This window comes from Spongiibacter taiwanensis, from assembly GCF_023702635.1.
Taxonomy (GTDB): Bacteria; Pseudomonadota; Gammaproteobacteria; order Pseudomonadales; family Spongiibacteraceae; genus Spongiibacter; species Spongiibacter taiwanensis.
Genome location: NZ_CP098455.1, coordinates 180598 through 202926 on the forward strand (window position 1 = coordinate 180598; position 22329 = coordinate 202926).

Consider the following 22329-nt stretch of genomic DNA (forward strand, 5'->3'; position numbering starts at 1 on the left):
GACCCTAAATTACCGGATTTGTCGAGGAAACTCAGCGGTTTGCTTTGACAAGGCTAGGCGAAATCCCTATGATTGCGCGCCTATGCAAAGACAGCCCCTTCCCCGGCTGGTGGATGCGCGAAAATTCGCCGCCATCGGCACCGAGATAGCCGCTACGGAACCAGTTGTGGCGCTGACTCGTTTTAGGGAGGGATTGGCATCTGATCGTGGTGTGGTAGAGGTCGATTTTCACTTCTATCGCGACTTGCAGGGCTTTTACCGCCTCGACGGTAAACTCAATACTGAGGTCGATGTTGTCTGTGAGCGATGTTTGCAGGCAATGGCTATTGGTATCGAGGCTGATTTCCAGCTAGCGATTGTGTGGACCGATGAGCAGGCCAAGGCGTTACCCAAGTCTCTCGACCCTCTATTGGTGGGCGAAGAAGGATTGGTGCTCGCGGAGCTGTTACAGGACGAGTTGATTTTGAACACGCCCTTTGTCAACTACCACGACGTTGATCAGTGCTCGGCGCCGAACTCCGCAGAGTTCGCGCCCGCTGAAGACGAGGTGGAGGTTAAGGCGGAGGGCAGTTCGCCGTTTTCGGTGTTAGGGCAATTAAAGCCCAAAGACTAATTTTTAGTACGAGGAATTATTGAGCCATGGCTGTTCAGAAAAGTAAAAAGACACGTTCGCGCCGCGGAATGCGCCGTTCACACGACGCGTTGACTGGTGTTGCTCTGTCTGTTGATCAGACCAGCGGTGAAAAGCACCTGCGTCACAATGTGTCCGCAGACGGCTTCTACCGCGGCCGCAAAGTAGTTGCTGGCAAAGACGACTAAGTTGTTAAGTGGCATCACTGCGTCTCGCCGTTGATGCTATGGGCGGAGACTTCGGTCTCCGCTCCTCAATCCCTGCCGCTCTCGCGGCAATCAGCGAAAATCCCCGCCTACACATTACCCTCATCGGTGATAAGCACGCTATCGACGCCGCCATTCAGGGCAAGCGTTTCGATAGCACTCGTCTTGAGATTGTTCACAGTGATTGCGCGGTTGCGATGGATGAAAAGCCGTCGGTCGCGCTGCGCAAAAAACGTCATTCCTCCATGGGGATGGCGCTGGAAATGCTGAAGGATGGCCGCGCCAATGGCGTGGTCAGCGCTGGCAATACCGGTGCGCTCGTCGCCATGGGCTGTTTTATTGTTGAGCGCATTCCCGGCATTCGCCGCCCGGCCATCTGTGCGCCGATACCATCTCGCAGCGGGCACACCTTTGTTCTTGATCTGGGCGCCAACGTGGATGGCGATGCCGATGAGCTGCATCAGTTTGCGATTATGGGCAGCGCGCTGGCCTGTATATTGGACAACAAGCCGTCGCCCCGAGTCGCAGTGCTCAACATTGGCGAAGAGCTGTTGAAGGGCAAAGAGTATCTGCGCGATGCGGCCGAGTTGATCAGAAAAGACAACAGCTTGAATTATGCCGGCTTTGTTGAAGGTGGCGATATCCTCGGTAGCGCGGCCGATGTAGTTGTCTGCGAGGGCTTTGTTGGCAACGTCGCGGTGAAAGTGTGCGAGGGTACCGCACGGTTTATTGGCGAAGGACTGGCAAGCCAGTTCAAGCGCACGGTCTACGGACGTCTCGTGGGCGCGGCAGCCAAACCCTTGCTGCGTTCTTTTCGCCAACAAATCAATCCCGAGCGTTACAATGGCGCCGCCCTGCTAGGGCTGAAGGGCGTGGTAGTGAAAAGCCATGGTCGCTCCCATGCCCGCAGTTTTCAAAATGCCATCCGCCACGCTGTACAGGCGGTTGAGCTTGACCTTCCTGCCCGAATTGCCCGGCAGATCGAGGTGATGGTTGAGCATTAATTTCAATCACTGGTAGACCAAATAAGGAAGATGGAATGACAAGCAAGAAAGTCGCGTTCGTATTTCCGGGGCAAGGTTCCCAAAAGGTGGGAATGTTGTCTGAATTGGCCGCAGCCCACGCCAGCGTTCGGGCCACCTTTGACGAAGCTTCAGAGGCCCTTGGCTACGATATGTGGGATCTGGTGCAAAATGGTCAGCAAGAACAGCTGAACCTGACCGAAACCACCCAGCCTGTATTGCTGACCTCGAGTGTGGCCGTATGGCGTTTATGGTGTGAGCTCGGTGGCGCCAAACCTGCGCTGATGGCAGGGCACAGCCTGGGCGAATTCTCCGCGCTGGTTTGCGCCGGGAGCCTGCAATTTGCAGATGCGGTAAAACTGGTCCGCGCCCGCGGCCAGGCCATGCAAACCGCCGTTCCGGTGGGTGAGGGCGCCATGGCTGCCGTGCTCGGGCTGGATGATGAGCAAATTGTTGCGATTTGTCAGCAAGCCAGCGAGGCGGGTGTGGTTGAAGCGGTCAACTTCAACTCCCCGGGCCAGGTGGTTATTGCCGGCCAGGTAGCCGCGGTGGACCGGGCGATCGAATTATTAAAAGAAGCCGGGGCAAAGCGTGCCATGCCATTGCCCGTCAGCGCGCCTTTCCATACGTCACTGATGCGTCCGGCCGGCGAGAAACTGCAAGAGGCGCTTGCCCAGCTGAGTGTTGGCGCACCGGCAATTCCGGTAGTACACAACGTGCACGGTGCGACTGAGGCGGATCCGGAAAAAATTAAGGCGCTACTGGTTGAGCAAATCTACAGTCCGGTGAAGTGGGTCTCCTGCGTGGAGGCGATGCTTGAAGCCGGTGTTGAGACCACGGTTGAATGTGGTCCCGGCAAAGTCCTCAGCGGCTTGAACAAGCGTGTTCAAAAATCCCTGGAATGCTTGAATATCGAAACCCCCGAGACGCTGGATGCCGCCCTGGCGGCACTGCAAGCGTAAAATAAGGAGAGAACAATGACAGACAAAGTCGCCCTGGTGACTGGCGCCAGCCGTGGTATCGGCAAGGCCATCGCCCATTCTTTGGCCCAGGCCGGTATGCAGGTGGTTGGTACCGCGACCTCGGAAGCGGGCGCCGACGCCATTACTGCTGGTTTTAAAGAAGTCGGGTTGAAAGGCGAAGGTCGGGTGTTGAACATTGCCGATAGCGCGTCGGTCGATGCCCTGGTCAAAGAGATCAGCGACACTTTTGGCGCACCGCAGGTGCTGGTGAACAATGCCGGCATTACCAAAGACAATATCATGCTGCGCATGAAGGATGATGAGTGGTTCGATGTGATCGACACCAATCTCAACTCCCTGTATCGCCTCAGCAAAGCGTGTTTGCGCGGCATGACCAAGGCCCGCTGGGGGCGGATCATCAATATCAGCTCCGTGGTGGGTTCGATGGGTAATGCTGGCCAGGCGAACTACGCCGCAGCCAAATCTGGGATGAACGGATTTACCCGGGCATTGGCCCGTGAAATTGGCTCCAGAGGCATTACCGTAAACGCGGTGGCACCCGGTTTTATCGATACCGATATGACTAAAAAATTGCCCGAAGATCAACGTGACACTCTGAAGGCACAGATACCCATGCAGCGTCTCGGTGAGAGTGAGGAAATTGCTGCGGTAGTCGCCTTTCTTGCCAGCGAGGGCGCAGGCTATGTCACGGGTGAGACAATCCATGTGAACGGCGGCATGTATATGGCGTAAACATCTGTTCTGTAAGCGCTTTTTGCTTCGGAATGTGATTTTTTCGCCTTTTTCTATGCACAAGGGCTCGGACTCGGGTTAGAATTAGCGCCCAAGTGCTGAGCGGTACAAACACTAACTCGGTAGCTTGGCCTTTTTCGAAGCGATGGATGGTATTCCGGATCTCTACAGGTCAGCCCAAATTTTAATATCAATCAGGAGTCATCAACGACCATGAGTAGCATTGAAGAACGCGTCAAGAAGATTGTTGCAGAGCAACTGGGTGTGAAAGAGGAGGACGTACAAGAGTCCGCTTCTTTCGTAGAAGACCTGGGTGCTGACTCTCTCGACACGGTGGAACTGGTTATGGCCTTGGAAGAGGAATTCGAGACCGAGATTCCCGATGAAGAAGCTGAGAAAATCACCACCGTTAAACTGGCGATCGATTACATCAAAGAAAATCTCCAGTAAGCGCTGTTCCTAACGGTCCAGCCGTTGAAGAAGCCGTTTCTATTGAGTTAGGGCGGCTTTTTTTTTGCCCGGGCGCGACTGAATTAGCCCCGGGGTATCATCCGACAGTTTTCATCGCCGGGAGACAGTTATGGGCAAAAAGCGGGTCGTCATCACTGGGTTGGGTATGGTTAGCCCTTTGGGGAATACCGTTGCGGCTACCTGGGAAAACATTCTTGCCGGAAAAAGCGGCATCGCAGAAATTTCGCGTTTTGATGTCTCACAATACGCCACCCGATTCGGTGGCGAAGTAAAAAATTTCGATGTCGCCGACTTTATGGCACCGAAGGAGGCAAAGCGTTTTGACCCCTTCATTCATTACGGTGTTGCTGCCGCAGAAGAGGCCCTGGCCGACAGTGGTCTTGAAGTTACTGACGCAAATTGTCACCGCTTCGGCGCGGCCATCGGTTCGGGCATTGGCGGTATTGGCCTGATAGAAAATAGCCGGGTGATCATCGAAAACAGCGGTCCCCGCAAGCTTTCTCCCTTTACCGTGCCAGGCGCCATCATCAATATGGTGGCTGGTGTGCTATCCATAAAGCACAACCTGCAGGGGCCCACCTTTGCGGTGACCACCGCCTGCACCACGGGCACCCACAATATCGGCATGGCAGCGCGTGCCATCGCCTATGGCGATGCCGATGTCATGCTGGCGGGTGGCGCTGAAATGGCGACTACGCCGGTGGGTGTCGGCGGATTTGCGGCGGCCCGGGCGATGTCCACCCGCAACGATGATCCCCAGGGCGCCAGCCGTCCATGGGACCGGGACCGGGATGGGTTTGTACTGGGCGATGGCGCGGGCATGCTAGTGCTAGAAGAGTATGAACACGCCAAAGCTCGAGGTGCGACCATCCACGCCGAATTGGTCGGTTTTGGCATGAGTAGCGATGCCTTCCATATGACGTCGCCACCGGAAGATGGTCGTGGTGCATTGGCCGCAATGCGCAATGCCCTGAGCGATGCGAGTTTGTCTGCTGACTGTATCGACTATATCAATGCTCACGGCACCTCGACGCCAGCGGGGGATGTGGCAGAAAGCCGGGCAATCGAAGCACTGATGGGCGCGGCGGCCAGTCAGGTCGCGGTCAGCTCAACCAAGTCAATGGTAGGGCACTTATTGGGCGCAGCCGGCGCGGTAGAAGCAATCTTCAGTATTCTGGCCCTGCGCGACCAGGTTGCACCGCCAACGATTAATCTGGAGAACGTCGACGAAAACTGCCCCCTCAATTACGTGCCCAATACCGCGCAATCCCGGCAAATAGACTATGCGCTTTCCAATTCATTTGGTTTCGGCGGCACCAACGGCAGCCTGTTGTTTACCCGAAAGGGAATATGACCATCGGCGCGCAACGCCATTTGCTTAATGGCAATCGGCTGACCGGCATTGCCCCCGACAACCGGGGGCTTGCCTACGGCGATGGGCTATTTGAAACTATCCTGGTGCGTGATGGCCGTCCCGTTTGGCTGGACGCCCATCTTGACCGCCTTGAGCGCGGCAGTAAACTTCTTGAAATACAGTGTGATACCGATCTTATTTCATCTGAAATACATCACTTTGTATCGAGCTGTGATGCCCCTTTTGCGATTCTGAAAGTGGTCTTGTTTCGCCGCGCACAGGGGCGGGGCTATGCACCGACAACGGCAAAGGCGGAACGGCTACTAACGCTGTCGTCCGGCGCGCCCGCTCGGGTTGCCTGGCAGCGAGGGATCGAGGCCATCGTTTGTCAGCATCGATTGGCAAGTCCTTGCCTGTTGCCGGGGGTCAAGCACCTCAATCGCCTGGAGCAGGTTTTTGGCGCGCGGGAACTATTGCAGCGCCGGGCGGTGGAGGGCTTGATGTTTGACTCGCGGGGCGCCCTCATTGAAGGCACCCGTAGCAATGTGTTTATTGTGCGGGGGGGAGTGCTGGTGACACCCAGTCTGAACGAGGCAGGGGTTGCCGGCATTATGCGCGCTAAGGTTTTGGAATGGGCCCACCAAGGTGGTCAGCCCGTTAAAATTGGTCGGCTCGGTTACCCGGATCTGGCAGCCGCTGACGAAGTTTTTGTTTGCAATAGTGTGTTTGGTATTTGGCCGGTGACCAAGGTGGAGTGTTTGACCAAGTCGGTTGGCCCGGTGGCTCGACAATTACAACAAGAATTCGAGGAGCTATTTAATTGAGAAAATTGTTTCGCCTCTTGATGGCCGGCATGTTGCCGCTGCTGTTCTTGGCCTTACTCGCCGCCTGGTATTTCAACGCAAACCTTAATCAGTCCCTAGATCTGGATGACGAGCGCTCCTTTATTTTGCCGGTAGGAACTGGTTTTTCGGCGATGGTGAACCAGCTTCAGGCCGAGGGGCTGATTGAGCGCGGGGCGGCTTTGAAGCTTTACGGGCGGCTTTACCCCCCGGCTGCCCAGATTCGAGCCGGTGAGTATCGCCTGTTACCGGGACAAACCGTTGCCGAGGCATTGTCGATGATGCAATCGGGGCAGGTCGTTCGTCACCAGTTGACCCTGGTAGAGGGGTGGAGCCTCTCGCAGGTGATCAAATACCTTAGCGAGCAAAGCAGTTTGCAGACCCAAGCGCTGCCAGCGGATGAAACCCTGTGGGCGATACTGGGGGTGGACGACCCGATTGCGCCTCACCCTGAGGGTGCCTTCTTTCCCGACACCTATGACTATCATCTGGGCGAACAACCCAGCGTCATTTTGAATAGAGCGTATCGCAAAATGTTGCGGGTGCTAGATGAGGAGTGGCAGGCTCGGGATGCTGGCCTGCCTTACCAGTCGCCGTACGAGGCACTGATTATGGCCTCAATTATTGAGAAGGAAACGGGTGTCGCCTACGAGCGCGATGCGATTGCCGGTGTCTTTGTCCGGCGGCTTGCTGCTGGAATGCGATTGCAGACCGACCCAACCGTGATTTACGGCATTGGCGATGCGTACGCCGGGAATCTGCGGGGAACCCATTTACGAGACGAATCCAATCTTTACAACACCTACCGACACAATGGCCTGCCTCCCACGCCCATCGCGCTGGCCGGCAGGGAGGCCATCCATGCGGCAATGCATCCAGGTGAGGGGGATGCGCTGTTCTTCGTGGCCAAAGGTGACGGAACTCATCAGTTTTCGGCGACTCTGGCCGAGCACGAAGCCGCGGTTCGTCATTATCAGATTGAAAAGCGGCGAAGTGATTACCGGTCCGCGCCGCCGGTGAACAACCAGCCGACTTCCGAGGAGGCGGCGCAGTGACGGTATCCCAGGGACTTTTTATCACTATTGAGGGCACCGAGGGCGTCGGCAAATCGAGCAATATCTCGCTGATTGCCGAGCTCCTGTCTGAGGCGGGTATTGATTTTATTCAAACCCGGGAACCCGGTGGAACCCCGCTGGCGGAGGCGATCCGGGAGTTACTGGTGAGCCCGCGGGACGAAAAAGTCTGCGATATGACCGAGCTGTTACTGGTCTTTGCTGCCCGGGCGCAGCACCTCGAACAGCGGATTGCACCGGCGCTGGCTGCGGGCAAATGGGTACTCTGCGATCGCTTCACCGATGCCACGTTTGCTTACCAGGGCGCGGCCCGGGGCATGGGGGCTGACACAATCGCCCAGCTGGAGACGCTGGTGCAGGGTGAGCGCAGGCCGGACCTGACCTTGCTGCTAGACGCGCCGGTTGAAATCGGCATGAATCGGGCAGGCAAGCGCGGCGCGTTGGATCGCTTCGAGCAAGAGCAGATTTCCTTTTTTGAGCGTGTGCGCCAATGTTATTTGGCTCGGGCCGCCGCCGAACCGGAGCGCTATCGGGTGGTTGATGCGAGTCGGGATTTGGCCGCTGTACAGACAGATATTCGTGCGCTTTTCGCGCCAATGGTTCGCCAGGAGTCGTCGGCCAATGACTGAGGCGATGGTTCCTTATCCCTGGCAAACCCGCCATTGGCAGAATTTGACCGATTTGGTGACGGCCGGGCGATTGCCTCATGCGCTGTTACTTTCCGGTCCGGAAGGTATTGGTAAAACGCGGCTGGCGCGGGCCTTTGCGGGCCGCCTGCTGTGTGACCAACCCAACGCCGGCTTTGCCTGCGGGCAATGCCAGGCCTGCCGCTGGAATCAAGAGGGGCAGCATCCTGATTTTGTTGATATCAGCTTCGCCGAGGGCAAGAAGCAGATCAGCGTTGACCAGATCAGAAACTTGCAGGGCTTGGTGGTCCAGCGGGCACACCGGGAAGATGGTTATAAGATTGTTGTTTTGCGGCCCGCTGAGGCGATGAATATCAGCGCTGCCAACGCCCTGTTGAAAACCCTTGAGGAGCCAACGCCGCAAACCCTGTTAATTCTGATCAGTCATGCCGCCAGCCAGTTGCTGCCAACGATTCGTTCGCGCTGCATGCAAATGGCTGTTGCCGTCCCGGATACGGCCCAGAGCGAGCAGTGGTTGCGTACCTGTGTTGATGACCCCGCCCTTATTGGACGGGCATTGGCAGAGGGCGGGGGGCGTCCTCTGGCCGCTCGACAGCTGATCGAAAGCGGTGGTGTGGAGCGATTCGCTCAGCTGGATGAGGCCCTTACAAGCCTGCTGGAAGGCAACAACGGATTGCTGAGGGTTGCCGAGACGCTGGCCGAAGAGGAGCCAGAACAAAGCTTGCAATGGTGGGTGCGGCGTTTGCAAAGTTTGATTGGCACGTTGGCTGGTGTCGCCACTGCACTGCCAGCGCCCTGGCGTGACATGACGCGACTGGATAGCAAACTGGTATTTCAGCGATTGGACGATGCTCAGCGCAGTCTCAATCAGGTGTCTCGGGGGGCGGCCCTGAACAAGCGACTGCTCTGGGAGGGAATTTTGCTGGATTGGCGCAATCTCTGTCACAATACTCGCCGGTCGCAGCAGCGGTAATGGCTAGGGTCTTTGGAGTCTTTTGATGAGTGGTCCCCAGAGTGCAAAAAATGGCATCCTTTCTCTGACAATTCGGGACAAGGCGGTGCTGTATGCCGCCTACATGCCTTTTATCAAGGACGGGGGCCTGTTCGTGCCCACCACCAAGGTCTACAACATCGGCGATGAAGTTTTCATGCTGCTCAGTCTGATGGACGAGACGGAGAAACTGCCGGTGGCGGGGCGGGTGATCTGGATTACTCCCCGAGGCGCGCAGAGTAACCGGGCCGCTGGTATCGGTGTGCAGTTTATTGGCGAAGACAACAGCGCCAATAAAAAAATTGAGGCCTATCTGGCCGGCATACTCGAGTCTGAAAAGCCCACCCACACCATGTAACCGCGGGGGCACTGGGCCCCAGCGTCCCACCGCTAAGTCTTACTCGGATTACCTATGCTTGTTGATAGTCACTGTCATTTAGATCGAATTAACTTGGCGCCGTACGACGGCGATCTTGCCGCCGCCGTTTCCGCCGCTGGCGAGCGCGGTGTTGAGCGCATGCTGTGTATCGGCATTGATATGAACAATGCCCCCGACGTAGTGGGTATTGCCGAGCGCTTTGACAATATTTACGCCTCGGTGGGTGTTCATCCATTGGATATCAGTGACAGCCTCTGCGCTGAGGAAACTTTGCTGGCTCTGGCCGATCACCCGAAGGTGGTGGCCATTGGCGAAACTGGTCTGGATTATTATTACAGTCAGGAAAACAAGATCGCCCAACAGGAGAGCTTTGCCCGCCACCTGAGGGTGTCAGCGCGCTGTGGAAAGCCCGTGGTAGTCCATACTCGTGAGGCGCGAGAAGACACCTTGGCGCTCATCGCCGAGCATGGGGATTCGCAGGTTGCCGGGGTATTGCACTGTTTTACCGAGAGCTGGGAAATGGCCGAAGCGGCAATCGATATGGGTTACTACATTTCCTTTTCCGGCATCATTACCTTTAAGAATGCCGAAGCATTGCGCGACGTGGTCCGCCGGGTACCCATGGAGCGGTTATTGGTCGAAACCGATTCTCCCTATCTTGCGCCGGTACCCTATCGTGGCAAGAAGAACGAGCCCAAGTACGTACGCGAAGTCGCCGAGTGTGTTGCCGAGCTGAAGGGCCTGTCTCTGGGCCAGGTGGCCGAGGAGACCACCCGCAATTTTGACGCCCTGTTTAATTTGGCTGGCTGAGGCCGCTTCGCAACCCGGCGAGGGCCAGCCAGTAAATTACGTAACCGCTATTAACCTCGGAGAAGCACTTTGTCCCCCGATTCCCTCAGTAAAACCCCGTTGTACGATTTTCATCTTGCCCGAGGCGCAAAAATGGTGCCTTTTGCTGGCTACCTGATGCCGGTCCAATACCCGATGGGGGTGCTGAAAGAACATCTTCATACCCGCAGCGCGGCGGGTTTGTTTGATGTGTCCCATATGGGGCAGATTCGTGTCTCTGGGCCCAATGCAGCCGCGGCCCTGGAGGCGATGCTGCCCATTGATGTGTTGGGTTTACCTGTGGATCGACAGCGCTATGGTCTGCTGACAAACGAAGTGGGCGGGGTGATCGATGACTTGATGGTGGCCAACTGCGGCGACTACTTTCACTTGGTGGTCAACGCCGCATGCAAGGAGGCGGATCTGGCCCATCTCCGCGCGTCATTGCCTTCGTCGGTGAAGTGCGAATACCTTGCAGATCAGGCCTTGCTCGCGTTGCAGGGGCCCAGCGCCCGGGCGGTACTCGCTCGGTTGGCCCCGAGTGTGGCCGAGCTGGCGTTCATGGAGACGGCTCATATTGAGGTGGATGGAGTTGCGTGCTGGCTGAGTTGCTCGGGCTATACCGGCGAGGATGGCTTTGAATTATCGATTCCCAACGACCAGGTGGAGTCGTTGGCAAAACGCCTGTTGGCTGAGCCCGAGGTGGAACTGATCGGACTGGGCGCTCGGGATTCACTTCGTCTAGAGGCGGGGTTATGTCTGTACGGCCACGAGCTGAATGAATGCACCACCCCGATTGAGGCCAGCTTGCTTTGGGCAATATCGCCGGTTCGGCGCCCTGGCGGCGAGCGCAGTGGCGGTTACCCAGGTGCGGATGTTATCGGTCAACAGATTGAACAGGGTTGTCAGCGCAAGCGGGTGCTGCTGGATATCGATGGCCGGGCGCCGGTCCGCGATGGCGCCGAAGTGGTGTTGGACGATGGCACCGTTATAGGTCAGGTGTGCAGTGGCGGCTTTGGCCCCAGTGTGAGCAAACCCATCGCCATGGCCTACGTTGATAGTGCCGCCCTGGCGGCAGGTAATGCGCTGTTTGCCGCGGTACGGGGGAAGCGTATCGGTGTTACGCCGCGGGCCAAACCCTACATCACCCAGCGATATTTTAGAGGCTGACGCGGGGGCGGGCTGTCGTGGCGTTTCAACATGGAATTGTAGAGGGGTTTTACGGGCGCCAATGGAATTGGTCGCAGCGGATGTCACTGCCCACCTTAATGCGCCAATGGCAGCTGGATTGTTACATTTACGCGCCCAAGGGCGATGCCAGTCTGCGCAGTCACTGGCAGCAACCCTTTAGCCCTGAGCAGTTCAGCCGACTGCACCGTCTCGGCGAGGCGTTTCATCACGCAGGATTGCAGTGGGGGGTAGGGCTGTCTCCGGCCGGGTTACAGGCCACCTGCAATCAGGCGGATCTGGCAACACTTTCTGCCAAGTTGGCGAGCATACGTCAGCTTCAGATAGATACGCTCTGGTTACTCTTCGATGACTTGCCCGCTGGGAATCCCGAGCTTGCCGCTAACCAGTTGCGGGTGGCGGAGTGTGTTCTGGACTCCCTGCCGCAGACGCGCATTGCCGTGTGCCCGAGTTACTACAGCTTTGATCCCATTCTGGAAGAGATCTTCGGGGACTGTCCCGCTGGCTATTTCGAGCAACTTAATGCCGGGTTGCCGCCATCCGTTGATTTGCTTTGGACCGGCAACAAGGTTGTCAGTGAGTCAATAAGCGCTGCAGATATTGCCGCTGCCACAGCGACTTTGGGTCGGCCCCCGCTGTTGTGGGACAACTACCCGGTCAATGACGGACGCAAAACCAGCCGCTTTCTGCATCTGGCACCTTTCAGCCAACGAGCGGGGATCGATCCTGCGCGCTGTCGCGGGCACTTCAGCAACCCCATGAATCAGTTCAGCCTGAACCAGCTCGCACTGACCAGTCTTCATGCGCCGCTCAGCGATCCTTGCGATACCCTGGCGCTGTCAGACTGTGATATTCCTGCGTCCCTGCAATATTTGCTGGGCCGGGATTGGCAGGCCTTCCAGTGCCGTGGACTCGATGGCATGACCGACGCTGAGAAACAGCAGCGTGTGGCCGAGTATGGCGCCATCGATCATCCCATGGCCGTCGAAGTGGTGGAGTGGCTGAATGAAGCCTACCGCTTTGACCCCAATTGCCTCACAGAATAGGCGCGACGCTCTCCCTCATAATGTGCTTAATCCATATCGAGGGCTTGCCAATAGCGAGCCTATCAAGTACTTTTGTGATCCTGTGTTTACGGTGTAAACATAACAGTAACAAGTCCGACCGTGGCAACTGATTTGAGGAAGACTTCATGATCTATCAAGGCAAGGCACTCAGTGCCTCGTTTCTGGAAGATGGCATTGCCGAGCTCTGTTTCGATGCGCAGAGCGACTCTGTCAACAAATTCAATCGCTTAACGCTGCAGGAACTCGATGAGGCGACCCGCGCACTGGCGGAAGAACCGGGTGTGAAGGGGGTGCTGGTGACCAGCGCCAAAGACGTGTTTATCGTCGGCGCGGACATTACGGAGTTCACCGGCCTGTTCAAGCTTAGCGACACAGAGCTGCGTGAGTGGCTTTCTCACGCCAATGGCGTATTCAGCCGGTTTGAAGATCTAAGTGTGCCTACCGTGGCAGCGATTAATGGAATTGCCCTCGGCGGTGGTTATGAAATGTGCCTTGCCTGTGACTTCCGGGTCATGTCGAGCAGTGCCGTGGTTGGCTTGCCCGAGGTCAAATTGGGTATCAACCCAGGCTTTGGCGGCACGGTGCGCCTGCCGCGGTTAATCGGCTGTGATAATGCAATGCTGTGGGCCGCCACCGGGGATCAAAAACGGGCGGATGCGGCCCTGAAAGACGGGGGCGTCGATGCCGTGGTGGCGCCGGAGCTGGTAAAGAAATCTGCTTTGGACCTGCTCAAGCAGTGCTTGGCGGGCAAATTTGATTTCCAGGCGCGGCGGGATGAAAAGAAGAGCCCGGTGAAGCTCAATGAAATCGAACGCATGATGGCCTTTACCACAGGAAAGGCGTTGATCGCCCAGCAGGCTGGCAAAAACATGCCGGCACCGCTAACCGTCGCGAAATCAATGGAGCGCAATGCCGGTTTTAACCGTGACGATGCGATTGAAGTTGAAATCGATCATTTCATAAAGCTGGCGAGAACTCCCCAGGCGGCGGCATTGATCGGTATTTTTCTCAATGACCAGGCAGTCAATAAAACGGCCAAGGCTTACGCCAAAGAGGGCGGTGAAGTGAAACAGGCCGCGGTCCTGGGCGCCGGGATTATGGGCGGTGGTATTGCCTACCAATCTGCCTACAAGGGCACCCCGATCCTGATGAAGGACATTGCCGACCAGGGCTTGCAGCTGGGTATGAAGGAGGCGGGCAAACTGCTGTCCAAGCGGGTGGCCCGCGGCAAAATGGCACCGGAAAAAATGGCTGCCGTACTCAGCAGCATTCGGCCCACGCTGACCTATGACGGCTTTGACAGCGCGGATGTGGTCGTCGAAGCCGTGGTGGAAAACCCAAAGGTGAAGCAGGCGGTGCTGGCAGAGACAGAGCAGCATCTGCGTGACGACGCAGTGCTCGCGTCCAATACCTCTACCATTTCGATTAGCTTTCTGGCCCAGGCACTCAAGCGCCCGGAAAACTTCTGCGGTATGCACTTTTTTAATCCGGTCCACGCGATGCCACTGGTGGAAGTCATCCGGGGAGAAAAGACATCCGAGTCCACGGTCGCCAGAGTGGTTAAGTATGCACTCAAGATGGGTAAAACCCCCATCGTCGTTAACGATTGCCCCGGGTTCTTCGTCAACCGTGTGCTGTTTCCCTATTTTGCCGGCTTCAACATGCTGGTCAGGGATGGCGTGGACTTCCGTCGCATTGACCGGGTAATGGAAAACTTCGGTATGCCGATGGGGCCGGCCTACTTGATGGACGTGGTCGGCATCGACACCTGCAAGCACGCCGCTGCAGTAATGGCCGAAGGTTTCCCTGATCGGATGCAGCACGATTTCAAAGGGGTGTCTGACGCCATGTTTGATGCCAAACGGCTCGGGCAGAAAAACGGTCTTGGTTTTTACGCTTATCAGGAGGATGCCAAAGGCAAGCCTCGCAAGACCGAAGATGAGCAGGCCCTGGCCATTGCCGCTGCGGTGGCGACGGGCAAGGTAGAGGTCAGCGACGAAGACATCCTCGCACGGATGATGCTGCCCATGTGTATTGAGACCGTTCGCTGCCTGGATGAGGGGATAGTGAGTTCTCCGGCTGATGCTGATATGGGCTTGATCATGGGGATTGGCTTCCCGGTCTTCCGGGGTGGCGCGATTCGCTACATTGATCAAATGGGCGCGGCAACTTTCTGCGAGTTGGCAGACCGTTATGCCGAACTGGGCAAGTTGTATCAGGCCACTGATAGTCTGCGCAGCATGGCTGCCGACAAGAACAGCTTTTTCGGTTAAGCGGGCGGAGAATTGAGATGACTTATAAAGCAACAGACGTAGTAATTATCGACGCAGCCCGCACCCCGATGGGCCGCTCCAAAAATGGCGTTTTTCGCAATGTTCGTGCAGAAAATCTCTCTGCCGGGCTGGTGAATGCCTTGCTGGCTCGAAACACCGGTGTCGATCCCGCCAGTTTCGAGGATGTGATTTGGGGCTGTGTGAACCAAACCAACGAACAGGGCTGGAACATTGCCCGCATGGTGTCACTGATGACGGCGCTGCCCCACGAGGTCGCCGCCCAAACCGTCAGCCGTCTGTGCGGTTCGTCGATGTCGGCACTGCATACTGCTGCCGCCTCCATCATGAGTGGGCAGGGAGATACCTTCCTGGTGGGTGGGGTAGAACACATGGGGCACCTGGCAATGGATCACGGTGTGGACCCCAATCCTCAGGCGAGCAAATACGTCGCCCGGGCGGCCGGCATGATGGGCATGACCGCTGAGGCATTGGCGATGATGCACGGCATCGGCCGCGAAATGCAGGACCAGTTTGGTTTGCGATCCCACAAATTGGCGGCAGCCGCCCAGGAGAGCGGTGCCTTCAGCAACGAAATTCTGGCGATGGAAGGCCACGACGAGGCGGGCAACAAAATTCTTGTTGAAGCGGACACCACGGTGCGCGGCGACACCACCCTCGAGGGGCTGTCCCAGCTGCGCCCGGCCTTCGATCCCAAAAACGGCACGGTGACCGCCGGAACGAGCTCCCAAATCGCCGACGGCGCATCGGCGATGATCGTGATGTCGGGTGAGCGGGCCGCGGCACTGGGCCTCACCCCTCGGGCCCGGATTGTGTCGATGGCGGTTGCCGGGGTCGATCCGTCCATCATGGGCTATGGGCCGGTACCGTCAACCCACAAGGCGCTCAAGCGGGCGGGGCTGAGCATGAGTGACATCCAGACTGTGGAGCTCAACGAGGCCTTCGCAGCCCAGGCCTTGCCGGTATTAAAAGATCTCAAGCTGCTGGACTCAATGGATGAGAAGGTCAACCTTCACGGCGGAGCGATAGCGCTGGGACATCCCTTCGGCTGCTCCGGTACCCGAATTGTGACCACCCTCCTTAATGTCATGGAACAGCGGGACACCCAAGTGGGCCTGGCGACCATGTGCATTGGCATGGGGCAGGGGATCAGTACGATCATCGAGCGAGTGTAGAGTCGCCTTATTGCTGCGTTAGCCGGGGATTTGCCCCGGCTTGATCCTGTCTTGGTGCTGTGGCACAATCTCGAGCCTCGCGTGGCCGGAAGCTGCGCGATTTTTGTTTAAGCCGTTTTATTTCAATAGCTTAGATGGCTTGACGGGCGGATGTGGTGAAATTGGTATACACGCCAGATTTAGGTTCTGGTGCCGCAAGGCGTGAGAGTTCGAGTCTCTCCATCCGCACCATTTTCCAAGAATTTTAATAAATAGCTGATCGAGACCGCTATTTCTACAGCTGTTTATGTTGCCAGTTCTGTATTGAGGACCTCCCATGCAAGTTTCCGTCGAAACCACGTCCGGTTTAGAGCGCCGCCTTATTGTCGCTGTGCCTTCGCAGCGCATCGACAGTGCGGTTGATAGCCGTCTGCAAGAAGCCGCGAAAACAGTGAAGCTGAACGGCTTCCGTCCCGGCAAAGTGCCCATGCGGGTTATCCGCCAGCGCTACGGCCAGTCAGTGCGGATGGAAGTGCTGGGCGAGGTAATGAATGAGTCCTTCTACGAGGCGATCCAGCAGCAGGGCCTGAAGCCAGCGGGCCGTCCTGAAATCGAGCCTAAAAGCCTGGAAGAAGGGAAGGACGTCGAATTTGTTGCCACCTTCGAAGTATTCCCAGAGATCGAAACTAAGGATTACAGCGGTATCGAGGTGAAAAAACCCGTTGCCGAAGTCACTCCTGCAGATATCGACAATATGATTGAAAATCTGCGCAAGCAGCGCGCCAGCTGGAAGGCTGCCGAGCGAGCCGCTCAATTGGGCGACCAGGTTGATATTGATTACGCCGGCACTAAAGATGGCGAGGCCTTCGATGGCGGCAGCGCCGAGGGCAGCAAATTGGAGCTGGGCTCCGGTCGCATGATTCCCGGCTTTGAAGATGGCATTGTTGGGCTTTCTGCCGGCGAGGAAAAGACGCTGGCATTGAGCTTCCCCGAGGATTACCACAACGAAGCGCTGAAAGGCGCTGCAGTTGAATTCGCCATCAAGGTCAATGCGGTAAATGAAAAAGTACTGCCCGAGCTTAATGACGAGTTCTACGAAATGTTCGGTGTGAAAGAAGGCGGCGAAGAGGCCTTCCGCGCTGAAGTCGAAAAAAACATGACTCGGGAATTGAAAAACGCGAGCAAGGCCCGCATTAAGAATCAAGTGATGGAAGGTGTTCTGGACCTGCACAGCGATATGCAGGTTCCCAAGGCCTTGGTCGATCAGGAGATCGATGCACTGCGCAAGCAGCAGATGCAGCAGTTCGGCGCGCTTGCCGAGAAACTGAATCCGGCCGACATCCTGCCAGACGACCTGTTTCGCGAAAACGCAGAGCGTCGGGTGAAGTTGGGTCTGGTGTTGAATGAACTGATCAACGCCGAAGGTATTACTGCCAGCCAGGACAAGGTGAAAGCAGCCCTGGAAGAAATGGCCGAGAGCTACGAAGACAAAGACGAGATCATCAACTGGTATATGGGCAACCCCCAGCAGCTTCAGCAGATCCAGGCGATGGTTGTGGAAGAGGAAGTAGTAGAAAAACTACTTGAAAAATCAAAAGTTAGCGAAGAAACTTTGAGTTACGAGGAAGTCTTGTCGCCCCCTCAGCAGGAAGACGACGCGTCTTAAACCAGACGTCGCGACGTCCCCCTCCTTCAAGCGACTGAACTCACGTTCCGTCGCTTGATTTTTTTTGGGCATCTAATAACGTAGGCGAGGCCTACGACGCTTGAGAGTGGAGATTTATGTCGAATAATAGCTTTGATGGAATGAGTAAGAGCCAGATCAATAGCCTGGGCCTGATCCCGATGGTTGTTGAGCAAACCGCCCGTGGCGAGCGCTCCTACGATATCTACTCTCGTTTGCTGAAAGAGCGGGTGATTTTCTGCGTCGGCCCGGTTGAAGACCATATGGCAAACTTGATCGTTGCCCAAATGTTGTTTTTAGAATCGGAAAATCCCGACAAAGACATCCATCTATACATTAATTCACCTGGGGGCTCGGTGACGGCGGGTCTGTCTATCTATGACACCATGCAGTTCATCAAGCCCGACGTGAGCACGATGTGCATCGGTCAGGCGGCCAGCATGGGCGCCTTCCTGCTGAGCGGTGGTCAGAAGGGTAAGCGCTTTATCCTCCCCAACGCCCGCACCATGATCCACCAGCCCAGTGGCGGCGCTCAGGGGCAGGCGACCGATATTGATATCCACGCCCGTGAAATTTTGATTATCCGCGAGCGTCTGAACCACCTGATGGCTGAACACACCGGGCAGACCTACGAGACCATTGCCAAGGACACAGAGCGGGATAATTTCATGAATGCCCAGCAGTCCTGCGACTACGGTTTGGTCGACCAGGTGCTCTCCGAGCGTAAACCAGCTGCCTGATCCTGGGGCAAGCCCTGACTTGCAAAAGGGGGGCAAAGCGGTCATCTTTAACCCTGTAGGTGCTGTGGCACTGGCCAGTTTTTTGCTGGCCGAATTGAACAAGGTGGAAACGCATGAGTAGTAAAAACAGCGGAGACGATAACGGTAAATTGCTCTACTGTTCCTTCTGTGGAAAGAGTCAGCACGAAGTACGTAAGCTAATTGCCGGTCCTTCCGTATTCATCTGCGATGAGTGCGTGGACCTCTGTAACGACATTATTCGCGAAGAAGTGCAGGAGGCTGCCACCGAGGGTGGTCGCGAAAAGCTTCCGGTGCCCCGCGAAATCAATGACACCCTGGACCAGTACGTGATTGGCCAAGAGCGTGCCAAAAAGGTGCTCGCGGTAGCGGTATACAACCACTACAAACGGCTGCGCCACGGCGACGCCAGTAAAGACGGTGTCGAGCTGGGCAAAAGTAACATCCTGCTCGTGGGTCCAACGGGGAGCGGTAAGACGCTGCTGGCTGAGACCCTGGCCCGGCTGCTGGATGTACCCTTCACCATCGCTGATGCCACCACGCTGACAGAAGCGGGCTACGTCGGTGAGGATGTTGAAAATATTATCCAAAAACTGCTGCAAAAATGTGACTACGATGTAGAAAAGGCTCAAATGGGCATTGTCTACATTGACGAAATTGACAAGATTTCCCGCAAGTCGGACAACCCTTCGATTACACGGGATGTGTCTGGCGAAGGTGTTCAACAAGCGCTGCTGAAGTTGATCGAAGGCACAGTTGCATCGGTGCCGCCCCAGGGAGGGCGCAAGCACCCCCAGCAGGAGTTTTTGCAAGTCGATACAGCGAACATCCTTTTCATCTGCGGCGGAGCCTTTGCCGGTCTGGATAAAGTCATTCGTGATCGCTCCGAGAAAGGCGGTATCGGCTTTAGCGCTGAGGTAAAGAGCAAAAACGATTCTCGCAATGTCGGTGAGGTACTGGCCGACGTCGAGCCGGAAGATTTGGTTCGTTACGGGTTGATTCCCGAGTTCGTTGGCCGTCTACCGGTTATTGCAACGCTGGAAGAGCTCGATATCGATGCCTTGGTCAGTATCCTGATCGACCCCAAAAACGCCCTGACCAAGCAGTATGCCAAGCTGTTTGAAATGGAAGGGGTGGAAGTGGACTTCCGCGAGGACGGTCTGCGCGCGGTGGCAGAGAAGGCCATGGTTCGTAAAACCGGTGCCCGTGGCCTGCGCTCGATTCTCGAGTCGGTACTGCTCGACACCATGTACGACCTGCCGTCTATGGATAATGTTAGCAAGGTAGTGATCGACGAGTCGGTCATCTGCGGTGAATCCTCCCCCATCCTGGTCTACAGCGAGCAACGCAAAGCTGCTCCTGAAGATTGATAGAGTTGCAACGGCGCAGCCCCTGCGCCGTTGCAATTTTGTCAGTTTCTTTACAAGTCAAGTCTTGTATTTCCCAGCTGTTATCCCCATCTTGGAGATAAGGTCAAAAGACCTCTAGAGTCACCGGAGCCTAGCGGTTTCAGGTGATGCCCTCAGCTCAGTAACGAGGCGACGCAATGGCTGAACAGCAAGCAACCCTAGAACTTCCTCTTCTTCCCCTGCGCGATGTGGTGGTCTACCCCCACATGGTAATACCGCTGTTCGTGGGACGGGACAAGTCGATTCGGGCCCTTGAACTGGCGATGAGCAACGACAAGGAAATCGTGCTTGCAGCACAGCGTGACCCGGATGTGGATGAGCCGGGTACCGACGACCTTTACGATATTGGCACCGTGGCCAATATCCTGCAGTTACTCAAACTCCCCGACGGTACGGTGAAGGTGCTGGTTGAAGGCGACTATCGCGCTCAGCTGAATTCCATCACCGCAGAGGAAGACTATTTCAAAGCGGATGTGTCTCCCTTGGCCGGGAAAGTGATTCCGCCGGAAGAGTCCGAAGTGATGCTTCGCTCGGCGGTTTCCCAATTTGAGAAATACATTAACTTGAGCAAAAAGATTCCCTCCGAAGTGCTGACCAGCTTGTCAGGCATCGATGAGCCGGGTCGCCTGGCGGATACCATTGCCGCTCATATGACTATGGCGCTGGAGCAGAAGCAGGCCGTATTGGAAATGGTTGACGAGCGGGAGCGCCTTGAGCACCTGATGGGCTTGATGGAAGCTGAGATCGATCTGTTTCAGGTGGAGAAGCGCATTCGCGGCCGCGTAAAGAAACAAATGGAAAAGAGCCAGCGCGAGTACTACCTGAATGAGCAGATGAAGGCCATTCAGCGTGAGCTGGGCGAAACAGAAGACGGCGTAAACGAGCTTGAAGAGCTAGAGAAGCGCGTTGAAAAGGCAGGAATGACCAAGGAGGCCCTGGATAAGGCTCGGGCGGAACTCGCCAAGCTCAAAATGATGTCTCCGATGTCGGCCGAGGCCTCCGTGGTGCGCAGCTACATCGATTGGCTGGTCAACATCCCCTGGCAAAAACGCTCACGGGTTAAGCACGACCTAAAGCGCGCCGAGGAAGTGCTCAATCAGGACCACTATGGTCTTGAGGAAGTGAAAGACCGCATTCTTGAATACTTGGCAGTGCAAAAGCGCGTCAAAAAGGCCAAGGGTCCCGTTCTTTGCCTGGTAGGGCCTCCGGGGGTCGGCAAAACCTCTCTTGGCGAGTCGATAGCCCGTGCCACCAACCGTAAATTCGTGCGCATGGCCTTGGGTGGTGTGCGCGATGAGGCTGAAATTCGCGGTCACCGCCGAACCTATATCGGCTCAATGCCTGGCAAGGTGGTGCAAAAAATGTCCAAGGTGGGTGTGCGAAACCCGCTGTTCTTGCTCGATGAAATTGACAAAATGGGAATGGATCACCGCGGCGACCCGGCCTCGGCCATGCTTGAGGTCCTCGATCCAGAGCAAAATCATGCCTTTAACGATCATTATCTTGAAGTGGATTACGACCTGTCTGACGTGATGTTTATCTGCACGTCAAACTCGCTCAATATTCCAGCGCCGCTGCTGGATCGTATGGAGCTGATCCGGATACCCGGTTATACCGAGGATGAGAAGGTCAATATCGCCCGCCGTTACCTGATTCCCAAGCAGTTTAAAAACAATGGGCTTAAGGCGAAAGAAGCGAAGATTGAAGATGAAGTTTTAAGGGATATCGTTCGCTTCTACACTCGGGAGGCCGGGGTGAGGGGGCTGGAGCGTGAAGTCGCAAAAATCTGCCGCAAGATTGTTAAGAATGTGGCACTGAGCGACGACAACACGCCAGTAGAAATCACCTCCGCAAACCTTGAGGATTTCCTTGGCGTGCGCCGCTTCACCTTCGGCAAAGCCGAAGAGGAAAACAAGATCGGCCAGGTCACCGGCTTGGCCTGGACCCAGGTGGGCGGCGAGCTGCTGACCATCGAGGCGGTATCGGTTGTCGGCAAAGGTCGGCATATCAAGACCGGGTCGCTAGGTGACGTTATGCAGGAGTCGATTCAGGCCGCCATGACCGTGGTACGCAGCCGTTCCAAGCGACTTGGCATCCCTGCGCAATACCACGAAAAACACGATATCCACATTCATATGCCGGAGGGGGCGACCCCCAAAGATGGTCCATCGGCAGGTATCGGCATGTGCACCGCGCTGGTATCGGTTATCACCGGAATTCCCGTGCGCTCTGATGTTGCGATGACCGGGGAAATTACCCTGCGAGGGCAAGTGCTCGCCATCGGGGGGCTGAAGGAAAAATTACTGGCGGCACACCGCGGTGGCATCAGGACTGTGGTGATCCCGGCAGAGAATGAGCGGGACTTGAAAGAGATTCCGGACAACATCAAGGCCGACCTCCAGATCAAACCAGTTAAATGGATTGATGAGGTGCTCGACATCGCCCTTGAGCGCATTCCCGAAGAGATTTCTGAAGAAGCCTACTTGGCAGGAATCGGCGCTTCTGATAGGGCGGTGGAGTCGTCAGAAGATAAATCTCAGGGACTTCGACCCAGCGCGCATTAAGGCAGAGAGATTCCTTGACCGCCCCTGACCGAGTTGGTATAAATCCTCCTCTTTG

21 protein-coding genes and 1 tRNA gene are annotated in these 22329 nt (G+C 56.3%); all 22 read left to right on the plus strand.

From position 1 onward, the window contains the following. Positions 1-82 precede the first annotated feature (82 nt). The 22 genes from NCG89_RS00985 (at position 83) to lon (ending at position 22274) form a co-directional block, all read left to right on the plus strand. The gene (locus NCG89_RS00985; RefSeq protein WP_251087911.1) at positions 83-613 is read left to right on the plus strand and encodes a YceD family protein; all 531 of its coding nucleotides are present in this window, start codon (positions 83-85) and stop codon (positions 611-613) included. A gap of 26 nt (positions 614-639) precedes the next feature. Continuing rightward, positions 640-819 (plus strand): 50S ribosomal protein L32, encoded by a 180-nt coding sequence (gene rpmF, locus NCG89_RS00990; protein ID WP_047012154.1) that lies wholly within the window; start codon positions 640-642, stop codon positions 817-819. An 8-nt stretch (positions 820-827) separates the two neighbouring features. Then, entirely contained in the window at positions 828-1841 is a 1014-nt protein-coding gene (gene plsX, locus NCG89_RS00995) for a phosphate acyltransferase PlsX (protein ID WP_251087912.1), read from the plus strand. Positions 1842-1876: 35 nt separating this feature from the next. Next, complete coding sequence (gene fabD, locus NCG89_RS01000) at positions 1877-2821, plus strand: ACP S-malonyltransferase (RefSeq protein ID WP_251087913.1); 945 nt, start codon at positions 1877-1879, stop codon at positions 2819-2821. Positions 2822-2836: 15 nt separating this feature from the next. Beyond that, a complete protein-coding gene (fabG, locus tag NCG89_RS01005; RefSeq protein WP_251087914.1) occupies positions 2837-3574 on the plus strand; it encodes a 3-oxoacyl-ACP reductase FabG in 738 nt (245 codons plus the stop codon). A 213-nt stretch (positions 3575-3787) separates the two neighbouring features. Further along, entirely contained in the window at positions 3788-4024 is a 237-nt protein-coding gene (gene acpP, locus NCG89_RS01010) for an acyl carrier protein (protein WP_183409231.1), read from the plus strand. Positions 4025-4154: 130 nt separating this feature from the next. Continuing rightward, positions 4155-5399, plus strand: coding sequence for a beta-ketoacyl-ACP synthase II (fabF, locus tag NCG89_RS01015; RefSeq protein ID WP_251087915.1), 1245 nt, complete (start codon positions 4155-4157; stop codon positions 5397-5399). Continuing rightward, the gene (pabC, locus tag NCG89_RS01020) at positions 5396-6223 is read left to right on the plus strand and encodes an aminodeoxychorismate lyase (protein ID WP_251087916.1); all 828 of its coding nucleotides are present in this window, start codon (positions 5396-5398) and stop codon (positions 6221-6223) included. Before fabF ends, pabC begins: the two co-directional genes overlap by 4 nt. Then, the gene (mltG, locus tag NCG89_RS01025; RefSeq protein ID WP_251087917.1) at positions 6220-7296 is read left to right on the plus strand and encodes an endolytic transglycosylase MltG; all 1077 of its coding nucleotides are present in this window, start codon (positions 6220-6222) and stop codon (positions 7294-7296) included. Before pabC ends, mltG begins: the two co-directional genes overlap by 4 nt. Continuing rightward, a complete protein-coding gene (gene tmk, locus NCG89_RS01030) occupies positions 7293-7943 on the plus strand; it encodes a dTMP kinase (protein ID WP_251087918.1) in 651 nt (216 codons plus the stop codon). The genes mltG and tmk overlap by 4 nt, the downstream gene beginning before the upstream one ends. Continuing rightward, positions 7936-8934 carry a DNA polymerase III subunit delta' gene (locus NCG89_RS01035; protein ID WP_251087919.1) on the plus strand — a complete coding sequence of 333 codons (999 nt, stop codon included), beginning with the start codon at positions 7936-7938 and terminating at the stop codon, positions 8932-8934. Before tmk ends, NCG89_RS01035 begins: the two co-directional genes overlap by 8 nt. 25 nt (positions 8935-8959) lie before the next feature. After that, positions 8960-9310 (plus strand): PilZ domain-containing protein, encoded by a 351-nt coding sequence (locus tag NCG89_RS01040; protein WP_251087920.1) that lies wholly within the window; start codon positions 8960-8962, stop codon positions 9308-9310. A gap of 54 nt (positions 9311-9364) precedes the next feature. After that, positions 9365-10141, plus strand: a complete 777-nt coding sequence (locus tag NCG89_RS01045; RefSeq protein ID WP_251087921.1) for a TatD family hydrolase — start codon at positions 9365-9367, stop codon at positions 10139-10141. Positions 10142-10210: 69 nt separating this feature from the next. Beyond that, positions 10211-11329 carry a glycine cleavage system aminomethyltransferase GcvT gene (gene gcvT / locus NCG89_RS01050; RefSeq protein WP_251087922.1) on the plus strand — a complete coding sequence of 373 codons (1119 nt, stop codon included), beginning with the start codon at positions 10211-10213 and terminating at the stop codon, positions 11327-11329. Between the two features lie 80 nt (positions 11330-11409). Further along, positions 11410-12393, plus strand: a complete 984-nt coding sequence (locus NCG89_RS01055) for a beta-N-acetylglucosaminidase domain-containing protein (protein ID WP_251087923.1) — start codon at positions 11410-11412, stop codon at positions 12391-12393. 146 nt (positions 12394-12539) lie between these two features. Beyond that, a complete protein-coding gene (gene fadB, locus NCG89_RS01060) occupies positions 12540-14687 on the plus strand; it encodes a fatty acid oxidation complex subunit alpha FadB (protein ID WP_251087924.1) in 2148 nt (715 codons plus the stop codon). A gap of 17 nt (positions 14688-14704) precedes the next feature. Continuing rightward, complete coding sequence (gene fadA, locus NCG89_RS01065) at positions 14705-15880, plus strand: acetyl-CoA C-acyltransferase FadA (RefSeq protein ID WP_251087925.1); 1176 nt, start codon at positions 14705-14707, stop codon at positions 15878-15880. Positions 15881-16026: 146 nt separating this feature from the next. Beyond that, a tRNA-Leu gene (locus NCG89_RS01070) sits at positions 16027-16111 on the plus strand. A gap of 85 nt (positions 16112-16196) precedes the next feature. Then, positions 16197-17525, plus strand: a complete 1329-nt coding sequence (tig, locus tag NCG89_RS01075) for a trigger factor (RefSeq protein ID WP_251087926.1) — start codon at positions 16197-16199, stop codon at positions 17523-17525. 116 nt (positions 17526-17641) lie between these two features. Continuing rightward, on the plus strand, positions 17642-18283 hold the full coding sequence (gene clpP, locus NCG89_RS01080) for an ATP-dependent Clp endopeptidase proteolytic subunit ClpP (RefSeq protein ID WP_285236384.1): 642 nt from the start codon (positions 17642-17644) through the stop codon (positions 18281-18283). A 113-nt stretch (positions 18284-18396) separates the two neighbouring features. Continuing rightward, positions 18397-19671, plus strand: coding sequence for an ATP-dependent Clp protease ATP-binding subunit ClpX (gene clpX / locus NCG89_RS01085; protein ID WP_251087927.1), 1275 nt, complete (start codon positions 18397-18399; stop codon positions 19669-19671). 176 nt (positions 19672-19847) lie between these two features. Then, positions 19848-22274, plus strand: coding sequence for an endopeptidase La (lon, locus tag NCG89_RS01090; protein ID WP_251087928.1), 2427 nt, complete (start codon positions 19848-19850; stop codon positions 22272-22274). The last annotated feature ends 55 nt before the right edge of the window (positions 22275-22329 follow it).

Excerpts from the sequence above, each read along its gene's own strand:
- NCG89_RS00985 (WP_251087911.1), top strand. The coding sequence starts at position 83 with ATGCAAAGACAGCCCCTTCCCCGGCTGGTGGATGCGCGAAAATTCGCC.
- rpmF (WP_047012154.1), top strand. The coding sequence starts at position 640 with ATGGCTGTTCAGAAAAGTAAAAAGACACGTTCGCGCCGCGGAATGCGC.
- fabD (WP_251087913.1), top strand. The coding sequence starts at position 1,877 with ATGACAAGCAAGAAAGTCGCGTTCGTATTTCCGGGGCAAGGTTCCCAA.
- fabG (WP_251087914.1), top strand. The coding sequence starts at position 2,837 with ATGACAGACAAAGTCGCCCTGGTGACTGGCGCCAGCCGTGGTATCGGC.
- acpP (WP_183409231.1), top strand. The coding sequence starts at position 3,788 with ATGAGTAGCATTGAAGAACGCGTCAAGAAGATTGTTGCAGAGCAACTG.
- fabF (WP_251087915.1), top strand. The coding sequence starts at position 4,155 with ATGGGCAAAAAGCGGGTCGTCATCACTGGGTTGGGTATGGTTAGCCCT.
- pabC (WP_251087916.1), top strand. The coding sequence starts at position 5,396 with ATGACCATCGGCGCGCAACGCCATTTGCTTAATGGCAATCGGCTGACC.
- NCG89_RS01035 (WP_251087919.1), top strand. The coding sequence starts at position 7,936 with ATGACTGAGGCGATGGTTCCTTATCCCTGGCAAACCCGCCATTGGCAG.
- NCG89_RS01040 (WP_251087920.1), top strand. The coding sequence starts at position 8,960 with ATGAGTGGTCCCCAGAGTGCAAAAAATGGCATCCTTTCTCTGACAATT.
- NCG89_RS01045 (WP_251087921.1), top strand. The coding sequence starts at position 9,365 with ATGCTTGTTGATAGTCACTGTCATTTAGATCGAATTAACTTGGCGCCG.
- NCG89_RS01055 (WP_251087923.1), top strand. The coding sequence starts at position 11,410 with ATGTCACTGCCCACCTTAATGCGCCAATGGCAGCTGGATTGTTACATT.
- fadB (WP_251087924.1), top strand. The coding sequence starts at position 12,540 with ATGATCTATCAAGGCAAGGCACTCAGTGCCTCGTTTCTGGAAGATGGC.
- fadA (WP_251087925.1), top strand. The coding sequence starts at position 14,705 with ATGACTTATAAAGCAACAGACGTAGTAATTATCGACGCAGCCCGCACC.
- tig (WP_251087926.1), top strand. The coding sequence starts at position 16,197 with ATGCAAGTTTCCGTCGAAACCACGTCCGGTTTAGAGCGCCGCCTTATT.
- clpP (WP_285236384.1), top strand. The coding sequence starts at position 17,642 with ATGTCGAATAATAGCTTTGATGGAATGAGTAAGAGCCAGATCAATAGC.
- clpX (WP_251087927.1), top strand. The coding sequence starts at position 18,397 with ATGAGTAGTAAAAACAGCGGAGACGATAACGGTAAATTGCTCTACTGT.
- lon (WP_251087928.1), top strand. The coding sequence starts at position 19,848 with ATGGCTGAACAGCAAGCAACCCTAGAACTTCCTCTTCTTCCCCTGCGC.